At 65.6% G+C, this 21,429-nt stretch carries 12 protein-coding genes; 7 read left to right on the forward strand and 5 right to left on the reverse strand.

From position 1 onward, the window contains the following. Positions 1–92: 92 nt before the first annotated feature. From B3446_RS11420 to B3446_RS11435, 4 genes are all read right to left on the reverse strand, one after another. Positions 93–1,664 (reverse strand): efflux transporter outer membrane subunit, encoded by a 1,572-nt coding sequence (locus B3446_RS11420; RefSeq protein WP_291381074.1) that lies wholly within the window; start codon positions 1,662–1,664, stop codon positions 93–95. 265 nt (positions 1,665–1,929) lie between these two features. Then, positions 1,930–4,992, reverse strand: coding sequence for an efflux RND transporter permease subunit (locus B3446_RS11425; RefSeq protein ID WP_291381076.1), 3,063 nt, complete (start codon positions 4,990–4,992; stop codon positions 1,930–1,932). Continuing rightward, complete coding sequence (locus tag B3446_RS11430; protein ID WP_291381078.1) at positions 4,989–8,069, reverse strand: multidrug efflux RND transporter permease subunit; 3,081 nt, start codon at positions 8,067–8,069, stop codon at positions 4,989–4,991. Before B3446_RS11430 ends, B3446_RS11425 begins: the two co-directional genes overlap by 4 nt. After that, positions 8,066–9,253, reverse strand: a complete 1,188-nt coding sequence (locus B3446_RS11435; RefSeq protein WP_291381080.1) for an efflux RND transporter periplasmic adaptor subunit — start codon at positions 9,251–9,253, stop codon at positions 8,066–8,068. Before B3446_RS11435 ends, B3446_RS11430 begins: the two co-directional genes overlap by 4 nt. A 151-nt stretch (positions 9,254–9,404) precedes the next feature. On the opposite strand from B3446_RS11435, the gene B3446_RS11440 reads away from it, so the two are divergent. Further along, entirely contained in the window at positions 9,405–10,361 is a 957-nt protein-coding gene (locus B3446_RS11440; RefSeq protein WP_291381081.1) for a molecular chaperone DnaJ, read from the forward strand. Positions 10,362–10,381: 20 nt separating this feature from the next. Here the strand turns inward: B3446_RS11440 and B3446_RS11445 are convergent, their stop codons facing one another. After that, complete coding sequence (locus tag B3446_RS11445) at positions 10,382–11,632, reverse strand: NnrS family protein (RefSeq protein WP_291381083.1); 1,251 nt, start codon at positions 11,630–11,632, stop codon at positions 10,382–10,384. A gap of 242 nt (positions 11,633–11,874) precedes the next feature. On the opposite strand from B3446_RS11445, the gene B3446_RS11450 reads away from it, so the two are divergent. The 6 genes from B3446_RS11450 to narI all read left to right on the forward strand — a co-directional run bounded on the left by B3446_RS11450 (position 11,875) and on the right by narI (position 21,423). Further along, positions 11,875–13,134 (forward strand): MFS transporter, encoded by a 1,260-nt coding sequence (locus tag B3446_RS11450; protein WP_291381085.1) that lies wholly within the window; start codon positions 11,875–11,877, stop codon positions 13,132–13,134. 26 nt (positions 13,135–13,160) lie between these two features. Continuing rightward, on the forward strand, positions 13,161–14,546 hold the full coding sequence (locus tag B3446_RS11455; protein ID WP_291381087.1) for a NarK family nitrate/nitrite MFS transporter: 1,386 nt from the start codon (positions 13,161–13,163) through the stop codon (positions 14,544–14,546). A gap of 206 nt (positions 14,547–14,752) precedes the next feature. Continuing rightward, positions 14,753–18,496, forward strand: a complete 3,744-nt coding sequence (locus tag B3446_RS11460) for a nitrate reductase subunit alpha (protein WP_291381089.1) — start codon at positions 14,753–14,755, stop codon at positions 18,494–18,496. Beyond that, positions 18,493–20,058, forward strand: a complete 1,566-nt coding sequence (narH, locus tag B3446_RS11465) for a nitrate reductase subunit beta (RefSeq protein WP_056318344.1) — start codon at positions 18,493–18,495, stop codon at positions 20,056–20,058. Before B3446_RS11460 ends, narH begins: the two co-directional genes overlap by 4 nt. A gap of 15 nt (positions 20,059–20,073) precedes the next feature. Continuing rightward, positions 20,074–20,721, forward strand: a complete 648-nt coding sequence (gene narJ, locus B3446_RS11470; protein WP_175121298.1) for a nitrate reductase molybdenum cofactor assembly chaperone — start codon at positions 20,074–20,076, stop codon at positions 20,719–20,721. A gap of 18 nt (positions 20,722–20,739) precedes the next feature. Then, a complete protein-coding gene (gene narI / locus B3446_RS11475) occupies positions 20,740–21,423 on the forward strand; it encodes a respiratory nitrate reductase subunit gamma (RefSeq protein ID WP_175183639.1) in 684 nt (227 codons plus the stop codon). Positions 21,424–21,429: the final 6 nt, after the last annotated feature.

Here is a 21,429-nt window from a genome sequence, read left to right on the forward strand (position 1 = left end):
CGGGCGGCGCGGGGCGTGGCGGCGTGTCGCGGGCAGCCGAGCCAGGGCTCGCCGCGGGCGCAGCGCTGGCCGGCGGGGGCGGGGGCCTGGGACTAGTCATCGGATCGCCTCGTGGTCTTGGGAAGCGCGGAAACCGGCGCGGGCACCGGCGCGGGCCGCCCGGCCTCGGACAGCAGGTCGCCCCAGTTGGTGCGCCGCTGCATCTGGTCTTGCGTGGCCGGATCAATGACAGGCTGGTCGCTGTACCAGCCGCCGCCCACTGCCTTGTACAGGGCGATCAGGTCGCGCACGGCATTGCCCCGGTTCACCAGATAGGTGTCCTGCTGCGTTGCCAGCGCGCGCTGCGCATCCAGCACCCGCTGAAAGTCGGAATAGCCCTCGCGGTAGAGCGCAGTGGCCAGCGTCAACGAGCGCTTGGCCGCCAGCGCCGAGTCGTAGAGGATCCCGTCGCGTTCCAGCGCCTTGACCAGTCCCGTGGCGGCGTCGTCGGCCTCGCGCGCGGCCTGGCGCACGGCGTCCTGGTAGATGACGATGAGCTGCTGCAGCCGCGCGTCCTGCAGGCGCACCGTGTTGGTGATCCGGCCGTGGTCGAACACGTTCCAGGTCAGGCTGGGGCCGGCAAGCAGGGCTGCGCCGCCGGACGTGCCGGCCAGCGACGTGGCGGTCCAGGCAATGCTGCCCAGCAGCGTCAGCGAAGGGTAAAGATCCGCCTTGGCCACGCCCACCTGCGCGGACTGCGCCGCGATCCGCAGCTCGGCAGCACGGATGTCCGGCCGGCGCAGCAGCAGGTTGGCCGGCACGTCCTGCAGCACCGCCCGGTCGATCAGCGGAATCACGGCCTCGCGTGTCGCCAGGTCGGGCAGCTCCGGCATCGGGCCCGGCGGCTTGCCGACCAGCACCGCCAGCGCGTTGCGGGTGCGCGCGATCTGGCTTTCGAATTCCGGAATGGTGCTGAGCGTGCCAAGGTACTGCGTGCGCGCCTGCTGCAGGTCCAGTTCGTCGGTCTCGCCGCTGTTGAAGAGGCGCTCGGTGATCTCGTAGCTGCGCTTCTGGATGGCCGCATTGTCGCGGGCGATGCGCAGCCGGGCTTCCGCCGTGCGCAGCGCGAAGTAGCTCTCGGCGACCTGCGCGTGCAGCAACACCAGCACGTCTTCGCGGTTGGCCTCGGCCGCAAAGTAGGCGGCATCGGCGGACTCGATGGCGCGGCTGAAACGGCCCCAGAAGTCCAGTTCCCAGCCGATGCTGAACCCCGCGCTGTATTGCCAGAAACTGCTGGGCCGCGGATTGCCTTCCGAGGAGCGTGACGACCGATGCTGATAAAGCGCGTCCGCGCCGACGACCTGCGATTGCGGATACAGCCCGCTGCGGGCAATGCCAAGCTGGGCGCGCGCCTCCATGATCTGCAGGCCGGCCACCTGTACGCCGGGATTGTGCGCATCGGCCTGGGCGATCAGGGATTCAAGAACGGGGTCGTCGAAGATGCGCCACCACTGCCGGGCGTCCGGCTGGGAAGCTTCCACGGTGGCCTGTAGCAGCGCCGGGGTGTCCCACTGGCTGGACCAGTCGACACGCTGGGGCTCGAAATCGGGTCCCACCTGCACACAACCGGTCAGGCACAACACGCCGGTCAGTAGCAGTCGATTCAAACAAGTCATCGGCCACATTGGGCACCAGGTCTGTCAGAGGCCAAACTGCAAGTCCCCGGTGACGGCCTGATGGTGCCCGCACCGCGAACGCCGGAAAGCTCGGCGGCGACAACGTCTTGTGCGGTCGCGCCGGCATCGCGGGCACCAGTCGCGTTCCCGGCGGCGCAAAAAAAAGCGCCGGACCGGATTGGCGGTGTGCGTCAGCGTGCCAATCGATTCTATTGAGCTTTTTATTTTCCGGCTAGCGGGAAGATACGGGGGGCGGACCGGCAGGCCGCGCCGGTCAGGCGGTGCGGCGGCGCCAGCCCAGGCGGCGCAGCCGCTCCAGCGCCAGATACACGATCGGCGTCGTATACAGCGTCAGGAACTGGCTGATCATCAACCCGCCGACAATGGCGACACCCAGGGGGCGGCGCAATTCCGAACCTTCGCCCATTCCCAGCACCAAGGGCAGGGCGCCCAGAAGACCCGCCAGGTTGGTCATGACGATGGGCCGCAGGCGCAGCATGGCGGCGCGGTGGATGGCCTGCTCGGGCGTCAGGTTCTCGCGCCGCTCCAGACTCAGGGCGAAGTCGATCATGAGGATGGCGTTTTTCATGACGATGCCCACCAGCAGGAACAGCCCCAGCAGCGCAATCAGCGTGAACTCGATGCCGGCCAGCCGCAACGCCAGCAGCGCCCCGACGCCGGCCGATGGCAGCGTGGACAGGATGGTCAGCGGATGCAGCGCGCTTTCGTACAGGATGCCCAGCACCAGGTAGATGGCGACCAGGACACCAAGGATCAGCCAGGGCTGGTCCTGCAGGCTCTGCTGGAAGTTGCGCGCGTCGCCGCCCAGGCGGGTCTGGATGTAAGACGGCACCATCAGCTTGGCCGTCGCCGCGTCAATGGCGGCCAACCCCTGTTCCAGCGACACGCCCGGCGCCAGCGAGAAGCCGACCCACACTGCAGCAAACAGGCCATCGTGAAAGACCCGGTCGTTGACCAGCCCGTTGTCGTAGGTGGCAAATGCGGTCAGCGGAACGCGGTTGCCATCGGCGGCCACGACGTGCACCTGTTCCAGGACTTCCGGGTCTTCGGTGTAGCGCGGATCCAGTTCCAGCACGACGCGATACTGGTTCATCGCGTCGTACAGCGTCGCGACCTGCCGCTGGCTGAACGAATTGCTCAGCACGCTGCTGATGGTGTCCATGTCGACGCCCAGCCGCTGCGCCGCGCTGCGGTCGATGTCGATCACGACCTGCTGCGTCGCGCCGTCGCCTTGCGCGTCGACATCGCGCAACTCGGGAATCTCCTGCATCGCCTTGGAGATCTTGCGCGCCCATTCCCGCAGCGCCGGCACGTCGCTGGCCATGATGGCCAGTTCGTGGTCGCCGGAATTGCCGAAACCGCCTGGCATGCGCAGGTCCTGGTCCACGTTCAGGAAGAACATGCCGCCCGGCACGGCCGGCGCGTTCGTGCGCATCCAGTTGATGACCTCGGTGGACGACGCCTTGCGTTCGGCGGCGGGTTTCAAGCGGATGAGGAACAGCGAATTGCTGATGCCCAGGCCGCCGCCGTTATAGCCGATGACGTCGTCGACGGCCGGGTGCTTGAGGACAAGTTGCCGGTACTGGTCGATTTTGGGCTGCATGACCTGAAACGAGAACCCGTCGTCGCCGCGCACGAAGCCCATGAGCTGGCCGGTGTCCTGCACCGGCAGGAAGCCTTTGGGCGCCTGGACATACAGGTAGACGTTCAGCCCGACGACGCCGGCCAGCAGCAGCAACGTCAAGCGCGCGTGGCCAAGCACGCGCGCCAGCGACACGCCATACCAGTCGTGGATGCGGGCAAACACCGCCTGCATGCGAGATGGCTTGGCCGCAACGTGGCTGACGGGCCGCAGCCAGCGCGCGCACAGCGCCGGAATGATGGCCACCGACACGACCAGCGAGATGACGGTGGCGGCCACCAGCGTGATCGAGAACTCTCGGAACAGCCGCTCCACCAGACCGCCCATGAACAGGATCGACACGAACACGACGCTCAGCGCCACGGTCATGGCCACTAGCGTAAAGCCCACCTCGCGCACGCCGCGCAGCGCAGCTTTGACCGGCGTGAGACCGCGCTCCAGATGCCGCGAGATGTTCTCCAGCACGACGATGGCGTCGTCCACCACCAGCCCGGCGGCCACGATCAGCGCCATGAGCGACAGGTTGTTCAGCGAAAAGCCCCACGCGTACATGACGGCGAAGGTGGCGATCAGGCAAACCGGAATCGCCACGCTGGGGATCGCGGCGGCACGCGCATTGCCCAGAAACAGCCACACCACCAGGATGACCAGCCCGGCGGCCAGCGCCAGGGTGATGTGCGCCTCGCGCAGCGTCGCCTTGATGCCCGGCGAGCGGTCCAGTGCGACGGTCAGGTCGACGTCGGCGGGCATCAACTGGCGCAGGCCCGGCAGGGCTTGGTTGATGGCGTCGATGGTTTCGATGATGTTCGAACCCGGCTGCCGGCTGATGGTCAGCACCACCGCCGGATTGCGGTTGTGAAAGCCGCTGCTGTATCGGTTTTCGACCGAATCGCTGACGCGCGCGACCTGCGATAGCCGGGTCACGGCGCCATCCTGATAGCGCACGATGAGACTGTCGTAGTCTTGCGCGCGGCGCGGCTGCGCCGGGGTGCCGACTTCCCAGCGCTGGCCGGCCGAATCGAGCTGCCCTTGCGGGCCCATCGGAGCGGCGTTCGAAATTGCCTCGCGTACGTCGTCCAGCGCCACGCCATAGTGCGCCAGCGCGTTGGGGTTGACCTGGACCCGCACGGCCGGCAGTGAACTGCCGCCCATCGTCACTTCGCCCACGCCGCTGATCTGCGAGAGCTTCTGCGCCAGCACGGTGGAACCCAGGTCGTAGAGCTGACCGGCGGGCCGCGTGGCGGAACTGAGCGCCAGCGCCATGATGGGCGCCTGCGACGGATTGACCTTGCGATAGCTGGGATTGCCCGGCATGCCGGCGGGCAGTTCGGCGCGGGCGGCGTTGATGGCGGCCTGCACGTCGCGGGCAGCCTCGTCGATGTTGCGGTCCAGTTCAAACTGCAGCTGCACGCGTGTCGAACCCTGGTTGCTGGACGAGCTCATCGCGCTGACGCCTGCAATGCTGCCCAGCGCCCGTTCCAGCGGCGCGGCGACTGTGCTGGCCATGCTCTCGGGGCTGGCGCCGGGCAGATCGGCGCGCACTTCGATGGTCGGAAAATCCACCTGCGGCAACGGCGCCACCGGCAGCAGGCGCCACGCCACGGCGCCCAGCAGCGTCAGCGCCAGCGCCAGAAAAATGCAGGCGACCGGCCGGTGCAGCAATGCCCGGATCATTTCACGGGGCCTTCGGCGTTGGGTGCCGGTGCGGCATCGGCGCGGCGGTGACCCAGCCGGTGAAAGAACAGGTACACGGCCGGCGTGGTGAACAGGGTCAGCACCTGGCTGACCAGCAGCCCGCCAACCATGACCCATCCCAGCGGCTGGCGCAGCTCGGCGCCGGAGCCGGTCGCCAGCATCAGCGGCAACGCGCCAAAGAGCGCGGCCAGCGTCGTCATCAGGATGGGGCGCAGGCGCAGCAGCGCGGCCTCGCGGATGGCGGACTGCGGGTCCAGGCCGCGCGTGCGCTCGGCCTCCAGCGCAAAGTCGACCATCATGATGCCGTTCTTCTTGACCAGCCCGATCAGCAGGATGATGCCGATCACGGCGATCAGGTCCAGCGGGCGGCCGGTCATCAGCAGCGCCAGCAGCGCGCCGACCGTGGCCGAGGGCAGGGTGGACAGGATGGTGACCGGGTGGATGGCGCTCTCGTACAGCATGCCCAGCACCAGGTACATGGTGACGACCGCGGCCAGCATCAGCCACAGCGTGTTGGACAACGAAGCCTCAAATGCCGACGCCGCGCCTTGCAGCCGCAGTTCGACGCTTTCGGGCATGCCGATTTCCTGCCTGGCCGCTTCGATGGCGGCGATAGCTTCGCCGAGCGAACCGCCCGGCGGCAGATTGAAGGACAGGTTCACCGCGGGGAACTGCGACAGGTGATTCACCGCCAGCGGTGCGGCGCGTTCACTTACTGTAGCCAGTGCGGACAGCGGAATGGCCTGCCCGTTTTCCGTCTGCAGATGGACGCGTTCCAACGCCTCGGGGCTGGTCGCCATAGTCCGGTCCACCTCCAGCACCACGCGGTACTGGTTGGATTGCGTGAACAGCGTGGCGACCTGACGCTGGCCGAATGCGTTGTACAGGGCCTGCGCCACGTCGTCCATCGTGACGCCCAAGCGCGCGGCGGCGTCGCGCGAGACCTCCAGATAGGCCTGGCGCCCACCGCCCTGCAAGTCGGAAGACACGTCGGCAAGCTGGGGCGCCTGCGCCAGCCGCTGCATCAGCGCGGTGGTCCAGCGCGTCAGCAGGGCGCTGTCGGGCGAAGTCAGGCTGAACTGATATTGGCCGCGGCTGACGCGGTCTTCGATGTTCAGTTCCTGCACAGGTTGCAGGTAAAGCGAGATGCCGTTCACCTCGCGCGCCCACGCATCCAGCCGTGCCATGATGTCCGCCAGCGGCGCGCTGCGTTCGTTCCAGGGCTTCAGATTGATCAGCAGACGCCCCGTGTTCAGCGTGGCGTTCATGCCATCGATGCCGATGAAGGACGACAGGGTGGCGACGTCGGGATCGGCCAGCAGGCTTTCCGCCACGGCCTGCTGACGGCGCGACATGGCGTCAAACGACGTGCTTTGCGCGGATTGGGTCACGCCTTGGAGGACGCCGCCGTCCTGCGCTGGAAAGAAGCCCTTGGGCACCGCCAGATACAGCAGGCCGGTCAGCACCACGGTGGCCACCATCGCCAGCAGCGTCAGCCGCTGGTGGCGCAGGGTCACGTCCAGCCAGCCGGCGTAGCGGACTTGCAGGCGGTCCAGCAACCCGGGACGCGACGGCTCGTGCGCCGGCAGCAGCCGCGCGCACATCATGGGCGTCAGCGTCAGCGAGACGGCCAGCGAGATCAGGATGGCGACGGCCAACGTGATCGCGAACTCCCGGAACAACCGGCCCACCACGTCTTCCATGAACAGCAGCGGAATCAGCACCGCGATCAGCGATAGCGTCAGCGACACCAGCGTGAAGCCGATCTGCCCCGCGCCCTTGAGCGCGGCCGCCATCGGGCTGTGGCCTTGTTCGCGGTAGCGCGCAATGTTCTCCAGCATGACGATGGCGTCGTCCACCACGAAACCTGCGCCTATGGTCAGCGCCATCAGCGTCAGATTGTTGGTGGAGAAACCGGCCAGGTACATGAAGCCGAACGTGCCGATCAGGGACAGCGGCACGGCCAGGCTGGGGATCAGCGTGGCGGGCAGGTTGCGCAGGAACAGAAAGGTCACCAGTACGACCAGCCCCACGGCGAAGGCCAGCTCCCATTGCACGCCGCGCACCGAGGCGCGGATGCTCTCTGTTCGATCGGTCAGGATGCGCACCTGCACAGCGGCGGGCAGGCCGGCCGTCAGTTGCGGCAGCAGCGCCTTGACCTGGTCCGCCACCGCAATGACGTTGGCGCCTGGTTGGCGCTGGATATTCACCAGCACCGCGGGTTGCTTGTCCACCCATGCGGCCAGATAGCGGTCTTCGGCGCCGTCTTCGACCGTCGCGATCTGACCCAGCCGCACCGGCGCGCCATTCTTCCAGGCGACGATCAGGTCGCGGTATTCCTCGGCGCTCTGCAATTGATCATTGGCGTCCATGATGACGGACCGCACGGGGCCGTCAAAGCTGCCTTTAGGCTGGTTGGAGTTGGCCTTGGCAATCGCCTCCTGCACGTCCGACAACTGCAGGCCGCGCGCGGCCAGCGCCATCGGATTGACCTGCACGCGCACGGCGGGGCGCTGCCCGCCGGCCAGGCTGACCATGCCCACGCCCGAAAGCTGCGACAGCCGCTGCGTCATCCGCGTATCAACCAGATCGTAGACCTTGGGCAAGGGCAGGGAATCCGACGTGACGGCCAGCGTCAGGATCGGCACGTCCGCGGGGTTGACCTTGCGGTACACGGGCGGGGTGGGCAGATCGTTCGGCAGGAGCGAGTCGCTGGCGCTGATGGCTGCCTGCACCTCCTGTTCGGCCACGCCCAACGGCACGTCCAGCGCAAACTGCAATGTGATGACCGAGATGCCGCTGCCACTGGTGGACGACATCTGCTTTAAGCCCGGTATCTGCCCGAAGCGCCGCTCCAGCGGCGCGGTGACCGCGCGCGCCGTCACGTTGGGACTGGCGCCCGGATACTGCGTGGTGACCTGGATGATGGGATAGTCGACCTGCGGCAATGCGGCCACGGGCAGCAGGCGCCACGCCAGGATGCCCGACAGCAGCAGGGCAATCATGAGAAACGACGTGGCGACCGGGCGCAGGATGAAAGGGCGTGACAGGCTCATGCGGGCTCCTTGTCCTGAACGTGCTGCTCCACGATCTGCACGTCGCGTCCGTCATGCAGCCGGTCCACACCCTCGACCACCACCCGCTCGTCCTCGGCCAGGCCCGCCAGCACGACGATGCGCCCCGCGTTCGCCGGACCCAGTTCGAGTACGCGGCGGGTGGCGCGGTTGTCGTCGCCGATGACGAAGACGAACGACCCTTCAGAACCGAACTGCACGGCGGCGGTGGGTATCGTCACGACATCGTCCTGCTGCACGACGGCCAGCCGGATGTTCACGAATTGGTTGGGAAACAGCGACTCGTCGGCATTGTCGAAGCGGGCGCGCAGCCGCACCGTGCCGCTGGCCGCCTGGATGCGGTTGTCCAGTGCTTCGAGCGAGCCTTCAGCCAGGATGCGGCGCTCGTCGGCGTCCCAGGCCTGCACGCGCAGCACGGGCGTTTTGGCCTGTGCTTGGCGCAGAATGTCCAGGCGGGTCTCCGAGATGCTGAACAGGGCCGACGTGGGCGCCATCTGCACCAGCGTGGTCAGCCCGTCTTCGTCTGTCGTGCGCACGTGGTTGCCGGCATCCACGCGCCGCAAGCCCACGCGCCCGGCGTGCGGCGCCACGATGCGCGTAAGGCTGAGCAGGCGGCGGGCGTCGGCGACCTGCGCCTGGTTCTTATGGCGCTGCGCGTTGTACATCCGCACCTGCGCCTCGGCGGTATCGAGCTGCTGCCCGGCCACGGCCTCCTGCCGCGCCAGCTTGCGATAGCGGCGCAGGTCCGCTTCGGCGTTGTCCAGCAGCGCCTGCGTCTGCGCCAGCTCGCCTTCGGCGGACGCCAGCGCAGCTTGGAAGGGGCGCGGGTCTATTTCGGCAAGCAACTGACCCTGCGAGACGGCCTGGCCTTCGGTGTAGTGCAGTCTCACTAACTGGCCATCAACCTGGCTGCGCACGGTCACCTGCGCCAGCGGCGTGATGGTGCCCAGCGCGTGCAAATCGCGCTGCAACGGGCCGGTTCGCGCGGCGGCGACGCTCACTGCGACAGGGAGCTTCCCATAGTTGGGGGGAGGAGGAGCGGCCGGGCCTTTATTGCCCGCCAGCCAGACCGCCGCAACGATCAGCAGGGCCAGCGCCAGGGCGGCCGCGATCAGGATCAGGCGTTTGCGTGAGGGGGTGGGGCCCGCAAGGAAGCGCAGGGACATCAGGGCTGCCAGGCAAGGGATAGCGGACAGCCGAGATTCTATATTAATAATAATGATTAGCGTTATTGACGCTGATTTTCAAGAAGGGTTTGCGCGTATCGTTTAGAGTGGCGGCTGTTTTCAATACCCCGGTTTGCAAGAGGAGTGGGTCATGAGCAAAGAATCCTTCGAAAGTCAGCGTGAATTATGCAATCGCCTGCAGGAACGGCTGGCGGATGAGCGGTCCCGGCTGGCGCAATGGCAGTCGATCGAAGCCGATTACCAGCGCAAATACACCGAGACGCTGCGGCCGCTCGAAGAAAAGCTCAACCAGCTTCGTTACAAGCTGGTGTTGTGCTTTGACCATGCGTACAAGGAAATGGGCCTGTCCAAGGCCGAGCGCGAATTCGTTTCCGAACTGGTCACGGAATTCTCGGAAGAATTGCTGGTGCTGGCGACCAAGAGCGAGCTGCCGGCCGGTTGCGACACCGCGCGCCTCAAGACGCTCTACAAGAAGCACCGTGGGTCGGACTATGACGCCAACCTGGCCGAGCTGACCGAAAGCGCGGGCCAGGAATTGGCCGATGCGCTGGATCTGGACGTGGCCGACCTGAACTCGATGTCGCCGATGCAACTACTGCAGATCATTCAGGACCAGTACGACGACGAAGACGCTGAAGAACTGCTGGAATACGCGCGTGTCGTCAAGATTCCGACCGTGACGAACCCCGTCGCGTGGCAGGCTTTGCACGATGCCGAACGCGCGCGCCAGGCCCAGTCCGCCCAGGATCCCGCCCTGCGTGCGGAGGTGCAGGCCGCGGCCGACATCCCGGATGATCGGCTGCAAGAAACCAACGCGGTGCTCACCGCCCAGCTCGACGACGTGCTGAGCCAGGTTCAGTTCGCCGAGGAAGGCTTCAAGCTGCGCTACGAACTGGACCCGTTCGCCACGTTCGAACCGGACGCCGTGATGGGCGAACTGGACGACGATCTCAAGGATATCCAGGAGTACATCCAGGAACTGGAGCACGAGGTCATGCAGTTCTCGGATGAATCGCTGCTCAAGGCGTGGCTCAAGGCGATGCGCCGCGAAGTGGCCGCGATGGAGCGGCGCGAAGAGCGGTCATGATGAAGCTGTCCTGACGCGTCTCAGCCCTTCGGCCGCGACACCGGCATCACCCGCATGACCGGCGCGGCCTGCTTGGCCGGCGCATCCACGCGCGGCCGGATCATCATCGGGAAGAACCGCCACAGGTACAGCGCCAGCGCCAGCGCCCACGCGGTGGCCGACGCATGCAGCAGGCCCAGCGTCGCGGCGGTCGGCAACAGCGCCGCCAGCCGCAGCAATGCCGCCAGGATCATCAGCGCGTAGCTCACAACCATGCTGCGGTCCGTGTGTAGCGGCCGGCCCAGGTGACCCAGCGCGGTGCGCGTCACCATGCCCAGAATCAGCACCGAAAACCCCGCCACGCCAATCACGTGCGCCGGCCACGCCTGCCGGACGACGAAGCCCGCCAATTGCGCCGCGCCGACCAGTAACCCGATGCCCAGGCCCAGATATCCGGCATAGAGGATCCACAGAAGCGGCACACGACGCACGGCCCAGGGTTTCCAGGACACCCATTGCACCAGCGCGATCACGCCGCTGGCAGCCAGCGCCGCCGCGGCCACCTGCTGCACCCCGGCCAGCAGGCAGGCGATGGCAATGATGCCAAAGGCAAGCTGCCAATGGCCGCTCTTGGTGTGGGGAGGAATGTCCAGGCCCGCGACGGCGCGCTTGGCGAAGAAGGGCATGACCCGCCGGGCGATCAGCAAAGTCAGCACGGCCATTGACAGCAGACCGGCGTTGAAAAAGCGCATCAGCGTGACGTAATCGCCCTGGACCGTCGCCCACAGGTACAGTCCGTTGGTCGCGCCGAGCGCCAGCAGCAGTAGCGGAACGCCATAGTTGCGCTGATTGCGTGTTACGGCGACGGCGCGTCCCAGCGCCCCAGCCGCCCACAGAAAGAAGAGCAGATCGGCAGCGGCCGCAATGGCGAATGCCGGGCGGCCTGGCACCAGATAGCCCACCCGCGCCACGAACCATAGCCCGCACAGGCCCGCCAGCGGGTTGCCGCGCAGCGGATTCTTGCCCGTCCAGTTGGCGCCCGCGGTCAGCAGAAAACCCACGGCAATGGTGGCGACAAAGCCCCACAGCATTTCATGCGCGTGCCAGAACATGCCGTTCAGCACGCCGGTCAGGCGCGCCGGCGCGTGCACCCACAGCAGCACAGAGAACAGGGCCCAATAACAGCCCGCCAAGTACAGCGGGCGGAATCCCATTTCGGTGAAAGCGCGCCATTCGGGCGGTGCGGGGCGCGGCTTCTTTGCGGGTTCTTCAATGGAAAGCAGGGTGCTCATGAGGTAGCCAGTGCGCGCAGGGTGCGCCGCGTTGCGGGTTTGAACGTGTATTTGAAATACATATTACTGCTGGCCGCATCCGGACGCGACTCGCCTGCTTGATCCAACGCAAGGCCGTCCGGAACACCCGCATGACTAGGCACTTCGGAAATGGCCCTTTGGTCGGCTGGGGAATGGTGAGGGAAGGGTGGCCTCCTTAGGCTACCCACATACGCATTTGTCAGCAAAAAGCGAGACCAACCATGGCAGCACATCAATCCTCGGCCGGCGCGCCGATGCGGGTCCTGATATCCAGTACGTTTGCCTTCACCATCTGTTTCGCGGTCTGGATGATCTTCGCCGTGCTGGGTATTCCCATAAAGACCCAGCTCGGCCTGTCTGAAACGCAATTCGGCCTGCTGGCCGCCATGCCGGTCCTGACCGGTTCCCTCGTGCGGGTGCCGCTGGGCATCTGGACCGACCGCTACGGCGGCCGCCCCGTGTTCTTCGTGCTGATGTTGTTGGCCGTGGTGCCGATCTGGCTGTTGTCGTACGCCACGGAGTACTGGCAGTTCCTGGTGCTGGCGCTGTTTGTCGGCCTGACCGGCGGCTCGTTCTCGGTGGGCACGCCCTACGTGGCGCGCTGGTTCCCGCGCAACAAGCAAGGCCTGGCCATGGGCGTGTTCGGCGCCGGCAACTCGGGCTCGGCCATCACCAAGTTCGTGGCGCCCGCGCTGATCGCCTCGGCCGCCGGATCCTGGGTCATCGTGCCGCAGGTGTACGCCGTGGCGCTGCTGGTCACCGCGATCCTGTTCTGGATGTTCTCGTCGTCCAATCCCTCGCACCGCGTTGCGGGCGGCGCCTCTCTGTCCGCCCAGTTCGCCATGCTGAAGGACCCGCGCGTCTGGCGCTACTGCCAGTACTACTCGGTCGTATTCGGCGGGTACGTGGCCCTGGCGCTGTGGATGACCAAGTACTACATCGGCGAGTACGGCTTCGACATGAAGCTGGCCGCGTTGTTGGCCGCATGCTTCTCGCTGCCCGGCGGCGTGCTGCGCGCGGTGGGCGGCTGGATCTCCGACCGCTACGGCGCCTACAAGACCACGTGGTGGGTGATGTGGGTGTGCTGGGTCGCGTTCTTCCTGCTGAGCTATCCGCAAACCGAATTCACCGTCATGACCGCCGGCGGCCAGCGTTCCTTCGGCATCGCGCTCGGTCCGGTCACCTTCACCATTCTCCTGTTCATCGTCGGTATCGCCATGGCGATCGGCAAGGCCTCCGTCTTCAAGTTCATTTCTGACGAGTTCAGCGACAACATCGGGGCCGTGTCCGGCATCGTCGGGCTGGCAGGCGGCCTAGGCGGCTTCATTCTTCCGATCATGTTCGGCGTGCTGCTCGACCTGACCGGCATCCGCTCCAGCGCCTTCATGCTGCTGTACGGCACGGTCTGCGTCTCGCTCATCTTCATGCACTTCAGTTTCCGGCCCGAAAGCGCGGCCATCGCGCGGCAGCAAGCCGCCTGACCCACCCACCATCCTGAGAGAACCTCATGTCCACTCAAGTCCTTGCGCGCTGGGAGCCGGATAATCCCGGCTTCTGGAAACAGACCGGCGCGCGCGTCGCCAACCGCAATCTGTGGATCTCGATCCCGGCGCTGATGCTGGCGTTCAGCATCTGGATGCTGTGGAGCGTGGTCGTGGTCAACCTGGACCGCGCCGGCTTCATGCTGTCCAAGAACCAGCTGTTCTGGCTGACGGCGCTGCCCGCGCTGTCGGGCGCCACGCTGCGCATCTTCTACTCGTTCCTCGTGCCTGTCTTCGGCGGGCGCAAGTGGACGGCCATCTCCACCGCCTCGCTGCTGATCCCGGCGCTGGGCATGGGCTTCGCGCTGCGCGACCCGACCACCTCGTTTCCGACGCTCTTGATCCTGGCGCTGCTGTGCGGCCTGGGCGGCGGCAACTTCAGCTCCAGCATGGCCAACATCAGCTTCTTCTTTCCCAAGGAAAAGAAGGGCCTGGCCACGGGCCTGAATGCCGGCATCGGCAATCTGGGCGTGTCATTGGTTCAGTTCGTGGTGCCGGTCGTCATCACGATGGGCGTTTTCGGCGTCGCCGGCGGCGATCCCCAGGTCATCAACGCCAACGGCGCGCAGCAGAACCTGTGGCTGCAGAACGCGGGCTTCATCTGGGTGATCCCCATCGCGCTGGCGTCCATCGCGGCGTGGTTCGGCATGAACGACATCGCCGATGCGCGCGCCTCGTTCGCCGATCAGGCCGTCATCTTCAAGCGCAAGCACAACTGGTTGATGTGCTGGCTATATGTGGGCACGTTCGGGTCGTTCATCGGCTTCTCGGCGGGCTTCGCCATGCTGACCAAGACGCTGTTTCCCACCGTCAATCCCATGGCATACGCCTTCCTGGGCCCGCTGGTCGGATCGCTGACGCGTCCTCTGGGCGGCTGGGTGTCCGACAAGCTGGGCGGCGCACGGGTCACGCTGTTCACCTTCGCGGCCATGATCGCCGCGGTGGCGGGTGTCATGGTGTTCCTGCCTGGCGAAGGCCGCATGGGCGACTTCAACGGGTTCCTCGCCATGTTCATCGTGCTGTTCGCGCTGACCGGCCTGGGCAACGGCTCGACGTTCCGCATGATCCCCGTGATCTTCCTGCGTGAGCGCACGCAGGCCGCGCAGGGCAAGGGCCCGGCCGCGCAAAAGCAGGCGATGACGGAAGCGGCCAAGGAGTCGGCCGCCGTGCTGGGCTTTTCCGGCGCCATCGGGGCCTACGGCGGCTTTTTCATCCCGCGCAGCTTCGGCACGTCGCTCGACATGACGGGCAGCGTCCAGACCGCGCTGGTTTGCTTCATCGGCTTCTACGCCACCTGCATGCTGATCACCTGGTGGTTCTACGCGCGCCGCAATGCCCCGGTGCCGTGCTGATCTGCCTGATACGCCGGCCCGTCCGCGCGTTACGCGCGGTGTGGCCGGCGGCGCGACTAGTTCGGTCTACGCGGATAACTAGTCACTCTGCCGAACCCGGGTTGTGCCACCGGCGAATGGTCCGCCAGACAGCCCAGTCCTAAAGTTGCTTCATCAGCATTGATCGCAGTACGCGCCGGCCAGGCCGGCGTTCTTGGAGAAACACAATGAGTCATTTTCTGGACCGGTTGAAGTTCATGTCGCGGGTGAAGTCCACCTTCGCGAACGGTCACGGCGAAACCGTCAACGAGGACCGCAAGTGGGAAAACGCTTACCGCGCCCGCTGGCAGCACGACAAGGTGGTGCGTTCCACCCACGGCGTGAACTGCACTGGCTCCTGCTCCTGGAAGGTCTATGTCAAGAACGGCCTGATCACCTGGGAAACCCAGCAGACCGACTACCCCCGCACCCGTCCCGATCTGCCCAATCATGAGCCGCGTGGCTGTCCCCGCGGCGCCTCGTACAGCTGGTATGTGTACTCGGCGCAACGCGTGAAGTACCCCATGATCCGGGGGCGCCTGATCGAAATGTGGCGCGAAGCCCGCAAGACGATGGACCCGATCGCTGCCTGGGAATGGATCAGCCAGGATCCCAAGCGCGCCAAGCGCTACAAGTCCGTGCGCGGCCTGGGCGGCTTCGTCCGCGCCGATTGGGACACCGCCACCGAAATCATTGCTGCCGCCAACGCGCTCACCATCAAGAAGTACGGTCCCGACCGCGTGATCGGCTTCTCGCCGATTCCCGCCATGTCGATGGTCAGCTACGCCGCCGGCGCCCGTTACCTGAGCCTCCTGGGCGGCGCCTGCCTCAGCTTCTACGACTGGTACTGCGATCTTCCCCCCGCCAGCCCCCAGATCTGGGGCGAACAGACCGACGTGCCCGAATCGGCCGACTGGTACAACTCCACCTACCTGATGGTCTGGGGCTCGAACGTCCCGCAGACCCGCACTCCCGACGCGCACTTCTACACCGAAGTCCGCTACAAGGGCACCAAGACCGTGGCCGTGTCCAGCGACTTCGGCGAAATGGTCAAGTTCGGCGACATCTGGCTGGCGCCCAAGCAGGGCACCGACGCCGCGCTCGCCATGGCCATGGGCCACGTCATCCTCAAGGAATTCCACCTCTCGGGCAAGTCGGCCTACTTCACGGACTACGTCCGCCGCTACACCGACATGCCGATGCTGGTGCAGCTCAAGGAACGCGACGGCTTCTACGCCCCTGACCACTTCCTGCGCGCCTCGCAGCTCGACAACGCGCTCGGCGAACAAAACAACCCCGACTGGAAGACGCTGGTCCTGGACGAGTCCACCGGCGATCTGGTCGCGCCCAACGGCAGCATCGGTTTCCGCTGGGGCGAGGGCGCCGTCAACGATGGTGAAAAAGTCGGCCGCTGGAACCTCGAATCCAAGGACGGCGGTTCGGGCCGCGAAATCGTCCCGACGCTGACCCTGCTGGGTCAGTCGGACGACGTGGTCGGCGTGGGCTTCCCGTACTTCGGCAGCGAACACGACGAACTCCTCGTGCGCAATGTGCCCGCCCGCCGAATCCGCCTGGCCGACGGCACCGAGGCGCTGGTCGCCACGGTGTATGACCTGCAAATGGCCAACTACGGCCTCGATCGCGGCCTGGGCGGCGGCAACGTCGCAACTTCGTACGACGACGACGTTCCCTACACCCCCGCCTGGCAGGAAAAGCACACCAGCGTGCCGCGCGCGCAGGTCATCCAGGTGGCGCGCGAATTCGCCCAGAACGCGCACGACACCGAAGGCAAGTCCATGGTCATCGTCGGCGCCGGCCTGAACCACTGGTACCACATGGACATGATCTACCGCGGCATCATCAACATGCTGATGATGTGCGGTTGCGTCGGCAAGAGCGGCGGCGGCTGGGCGCACTATGTGGGCCAGGAAAAGCTGCGTCCGCAGTTCGGCTGGGCGCCCCTGGCGTTCGCCGCTGACTGGGTCCGCCCGCCGCGTCAGATGAACGGCACCTCGTTCTTCTATGCCCACACCAGCCAATGGCGCCACGAAAAGCTGAACGTGCAGGAAGTGCTCGGCCCTACCGCCGACCGCGCCAAGTACGGCGAACTCAGCATGATCGACCTGAACGCCCGCGCTGAGCGCATGGGCTGGCTGCCGTCGGCCCCGCAGTTGCGCACCAATCCGCTGGACGTGGTGGCGCAGGCCGACAGCCTGGGCAAGGATCCGGTCGCGCACGCGGTCGAACAGATGAAGTCGGGCGAACTTCGCATGTCCTGCGAAAACCCGGACGATCCCGCCAACTTCCCGCGCAACATGTTCGTGTGGCGCTCCAATATTCTGGGCTCCAGCGGCAAGGGCCACGAGTATTTCCTGAAGTACCTGCTGGGCACGCAAAACGCCGTGTTCGGCGACGAAGGCGATGCCATCAAGCCCACCGAAGTCACCTACGAGGAAGACGCGGCCGAAGGCAAGCTGGACCTGCTGACGGTGCTGGACTTCCGCATGAGCACCACGTGCCTGTACGGCGACATCGTGCTGCCCACCGCAACCTGGTACGAAAAGGACGACCTCAACACGTCCGACATGCACCCCTTCATCCACCCGCTCAGCGAAGCCGTGCAGCCGCTCTGGGAAAGCAAGACCGACTGGGAAATCTACAAGCTGCTGGCCAAGAAGTTCACCGACATCGGCGGCCCGTACCTCGGCAAGCGCCGCGATCTGGTGCTGACCCCGCTGATGCACGATACCCCGGGAGAACTCGGCCAGGCCTTCGAACCCAAGGACTGGAAGCTGGGCGAATGCGACCTGATCCCCGGCAAGACCGCGCCGTCCATGACGGTGGTCGAACGCGACTACAACGACATCTACCGCAAGTTCACGTCGGTGGGTCCGCTGCTGGACAAGCTGGGCAACGGCGGCAAGGGCATCAACTGGAACACGCAGCACGAGGTCCACGAGCTGGCCGGCATCAACGACAGCGTCACCGAAGCCGGCGTCAGCCAGGGCCGTCCGCGTCTGGACACCGCGATTGACGCGGCCGAAATGATCCTGACCTTTGCGCCCGAAACCAACGGCCACGTGTCGGTCAAGGCCTGGGAAGCGCTGGGCAAGATCACCGGCCGCGACCACACGCACCTGGCCGTCGGCCGCGAGCACGACAAGATCCGCTTCCGCGACATCCAGGCGCAGCCGCGCAAGATCATTTCGGCGCCCACCTGGTCTGGCCTGGAAAGCGAAGAGGTCAGCTACAACGCCGGCTATACCAACGTCCATGAACTGATCCCATGGCGCACCCTGACGGGCCGCCAGCAGTTCTACCAGGATCACCGCTGGATGCTGGACTTTGGCGAAGGCTCGTGCGTGTACAAGCCCGCCATCGACACCAAGACGGTGGCGCCCATGCTGGGCAAGTACCCCAACGGCGAAAAGGAACTGGTCCTGAACTGGATCACGCCGCACCAGAAGTGGGGCATCCACAGCACGTATTCGGACAACCTGCGCATGCTGACCCTGAGCCGCGGCGGCCCCCACGTGTGGGTGTCCGAGGCCGAGGCCAAGCAGGCCGGTCTGGTCGACAACGACTGGGTCGAAGTGTTCAACGTCAACGGCACGCTGACCGCCCGGGTGGTCGTGAGCCAGCGCGTGCCGGTCGGCATGTGCCTGATGTACCACGCCCAGGAAAAGATCGTGAACGTGCCGGGCGCTGAAACCAGCGGCAAGCGCGGCGGCATCCACAACTCGGTCACGCGCACGGTGCTCAAGCCCACGCACATGATCGGCGGCTACGCCCAGCAGGCCTACGGTTTCAACTACTACGGCACCGTGGGCGCCAACCGCGACGAATTCGTGGTCGTGCGCAAGATGAAGAAGGTGGACTGGCTGGAAGGCCCGCTCGTCGAAGAACTGCAACAAGAAGAGAAGCAATCATGAGGATACGCGCCCAAATCGGCATGGTGCTGAACCTGGACAAGTGCATTGGCTGCCACACTTGCTCGGTCACCTGCAAGAACGTCTGGACCAGCCGCGACGGTGTCGAGTATGCCTGGTTCAACAACGTGGAAACCAAGCCCGGCATCGGCTATCCGAAGGAATGGGAAAACCAGGAAAAGTGGAAGGGCGGCTGGAGCCGCACGGCCGCCGGCAAGCTGGAACCGCGTCAAGGCGGCAAGCTGCGCATCCTGGCAAACCTGTTTGCCAACCCGAACCTGCCCGCCATCGACGACTACTACGAGCCGTTCACGTACGACTACGAGCATCTGAAGAACGCGCCGCTGTCGCAAACGCCGCCCACCGCACGTCCGGTGTCGGTGCTGACGGGCAAGAAGATGGACAAGATCCATTGGGGCCCCAACTGGGAAGACGACCTGGGCGGCGAATTCAGCTCGCGCAGCCGTGATGCGCTGTTCGAGGGTGTGCAGAAGGAGATGTACTCGACCTTCGAGAACACCTTCATGATGTACCTGCCGCGCCTGTGCGAACACTGCCTGAACCCGGCCTGTGTCGCCAGCTGCCCGTCCGGCTCCATCTACAAGCGCGAAGACGACGGCATCGTCCTGGTCGACCAGGACAAGTGCCGCGGCTGGCGCATGTGCATCTCGGGCTGCCCGTACAAGAAGATCTACTACAACTGGAACAGCGGCAAGGCCGAAAAGTGCACGTTCTGCTACCCGCGCATCGAGGCCGGCCAGCCGACCGTGTGCTCGGAAACCTGCGTGGGCCGCATCCGCTACCTGGGCGTGCTGCTGTATGACGCCGACCAGATCGAAAATGCCGCCGCCACCGCGAACGAGCAGGACCTGTATCAGTCGCAGCTCGACCTGTTCCTGGACCCGCATTCGCCCGAAGTGATCGCCGCGGCGCGCGAGCAGGGCATCCCGGAATCGTGGCTGGAAGCCGCGCGCAATTCGCCCGTCTACAAGATGGCCGTCGAATGGAAGGTGGCCTTCCCGCTGCACCCGGAATACCGCACGCTGCCGATGGTCTGGTACATCCCGCCGCTGTCGCCCATCCAGACGGCCGCTGAATCGGGCAAGATGCCCCAGCGCACCGTGGGCAAGAGCGGCATGATCCCCGACGTGTCCACGCTGCGCATCCCCGTACGCTACCTGGCCAACCTGCTGACCGCCGGCAAGGAAGCGCCGGTGCTGCAGGCCCTGGAACGCATGCTGGCCATGCGTGCCTTCAAGCGGTCCGAGACCGTCCACGGCGAACGCGACACGGCCCTGCTGGACCAGGTGGGCCTGACCGAGGAAACGGTGCAGGACATGTACCGCATCATGGCCATCGCCAACTACGAAGACCGCTTCGTCGTGCCCAGCAGCCACAAGGAAGTGGTCGAGGACAGCTTCAACGAGAAGGGAAGCTGCGGCTTCACGTTTGGCAACGGCTGCTCGGGCGGCGTGTCGGAAGGCACCCTGTTTGGCCGCAAGCCGCAAGGCAGCGAAATCTTCATCGAGATGCCCAAGTCGCGCAAGAAGGCCGTTTCGGCTTAAGGAAAGGAGAACATCATGAGCCTGTACCGACTGCTTTCCGCCATGCTGTGCTACCCCGAGCCGGAGCTGCTGGACTACCTGGGCGAACTGGAAGAGGCCCTGGCGGCCTATCCGGACGCAGAGGAGACCCTGCAGCCCCTGGTGAGCTACCTGGCCTCGAACGACCTGATTCCCCTGCAAGAGAACTACGTCGCCACGTTTGACCGCAACCGCTCGCATTCCCTGCACCTGTTCGAACACGTGCACGGCGAAAGCCGCGACCGCGGCCAGGCTATGGTGGACCTACTGGAGACCTACCGCCAGCACGGTTTCGAACCCGTTGTGTCCGAACTGCCGGATCACGTGCCGCTGTTCCTGGAATTCCTGGGCGTCATTGACCCCGACACGGCCCAGGAACTGCTGGACGAAGCCATCCACGTGCTGGCAGCCATCGGCGCGCGCCTGGCCAAGAGCGAAAGCTCCTATGCCTGCATCTTTGCCGTGCTGCGCGCCCAGTCCCGCGTGATTCCGCGCGTGCAGACCGAGGCGCCCGTGCGCGACATGGACGAAGCAATGGAGGCCTTCGGGGCCGGCCCGGACGGCGTGGAACCGCTGCTTCGGCCGTTCTCGGGAGGCGGCGCACAGCCCGTGCACTTCCATCCCCGTTCCGCCGCGACTCATTAATGCTCAGGACGACGCATCATGAACTCCCTGAATCAGTTTCTTTTCGGCATCTATCCGTACATCGCGCTGACCATCTTCCTGCTCGGCAGCCTGGCGCGCTTTGAACGCGAGCAATACACCTGGAAGTCCGACAGCTCGCAACTGCTGCACCGCGGCCAGCTGCGGCTGGGCAACATCCTCTTTCACATCGGCATCATCGGCCTGTTCTTCGGGCATCTGGCCGGCCTGCTGACGCCGGTCATCGTGTGGGACACGCTGGGCGTCTCGCATTCGCTCAAGCAGATGGTCGCCATGGTGGCCGGCGGCGTAATGGGCGGGCTGTGCCTGATCGGCCTCCTGATCCTGATCCACCGCCGCCTGACCGATCCGCGCATTGCACACGCCACCCGGCCGGGCGACAAGATCCTGCTGCTGTGGATCCTGGTGACCCTGCTGCTGGGCCTGTCCACGATCGTGCTGTCGGCCGGCCACATGGACGGCGAAATGATGGTGCACCTGATGACCTGGGCGCAGCACATCGTCACGTTCCAGGGCGACGCCGCCAGCTACATCGCCGGCGTGCCGCTGCTCTTCAAGGCGCACCTTTTCATGGGTCTCACGCTGTTCGTGATCTTCCCGTTTACCCGCCTGGTGCACGTCTGGAGCGGCTTTGCGTCGATCGGCTACCTGGGCCGCGCCTGGCAACTCGTCCGTCCGCGCTGATCCATC

It is taken from the genome of Achromobacter sp. UBA5777, assembly GCF_002418565.1.
Classification (GTDB): domain Bacteria; phylum Pseudomonadota; class Gammaproteobacteria; order Burkholderiales; family Burkholderiaceae_B; genus Achromobacter; species Achromobacter animicus.

Excerpts from the sequence above, each read along its gene's own strand:
- B3446_RS11420 (WP_291381074.1), bottom strand. The coding sequence starts at position 1,664 with ATGTGGCCGATGACTTGTTTGAATCGACTGCTACTGACCGGCGTGTTG.
- B3446_RS11425 (WP_291381076.1), bottom strand. The coding sequence starts at position 4,992 with ATGATCCGGGCATTGCTGCACCGGCCGGTCGCCTGCATTTTTCTGGCG.
- B3446_RS11430 (WP_291381078.1), bottom strand. The coding sequence starts at position 8,069 with ATGAGCCTGTCACGCCCTTTCATCCTGCGCCCGGTCGCCACGTCGTTT.
- B3446_RS11435 (WP_291381080.1), bottom strand. The coding sequence starts at position 9,253 with ATGTCCCTGCGCTTCCTTGCGGGCCCCACCCCCTCACGCAAACGCCTG.
- B3446_RS11440 (WP_291381081.1), top strand. The coding sequence starts at position 9,405 with ATGAGCAAAGAATCCTTCGAAAGTCAGCGTGAATTATGCAATCGCCTG.
- B3446_RS11445 (WP_291381083.1), bottom strand. The coding sequence starts at position 11,632 with ATGAGCACCCTGCTTTCCATTGAAGAACCCGCAAAGAAGCCGCGCCCC.
- B3446_RS11450 (WP_291381085.1), top strand. The coding sequence starts at position 11,875 with ATGGCAGCACATCAATCCTCGGCCGGCGCGCCGATGCGGGTCCTGATA.
- B3446_RS11455 (WP_291381087.1), top strand. The coding sequence starts at position 13,161 with ATGTCCACTCAAGTCCTTGCGCGCTGGGAGCCGGATAATCCCGGCTTC.
- B3446_RS11460 (WP_291381089.1), top strand. The coding sequence starts at position 14,753 with ATGAGTCATTTTCTGGACCGGTTGAAGTTCATGTCGCGGGTGAAGTCC.
- narH (WP_056318344.1), top strand. The coding sequence starts at position 18,493 with ATGAGGATACGCGCCCAAATCGGCATGGTGCTGAACCTGGACAAGTGC.
- narJ (WP_175121298.1), top strand. The coding sequence starts at position 20,074 with ATGAGCCTGTACCGACTGCTTTCCGCCATGCTGTGCTACCCCGAGCCG.
- narI (WP_175183639.1), top strand. The coding sequence starts at position 20,740 with ATGAACTCCCTGAATCAGTTTCTTTTCGGCATCTATCCGTACATCGCG.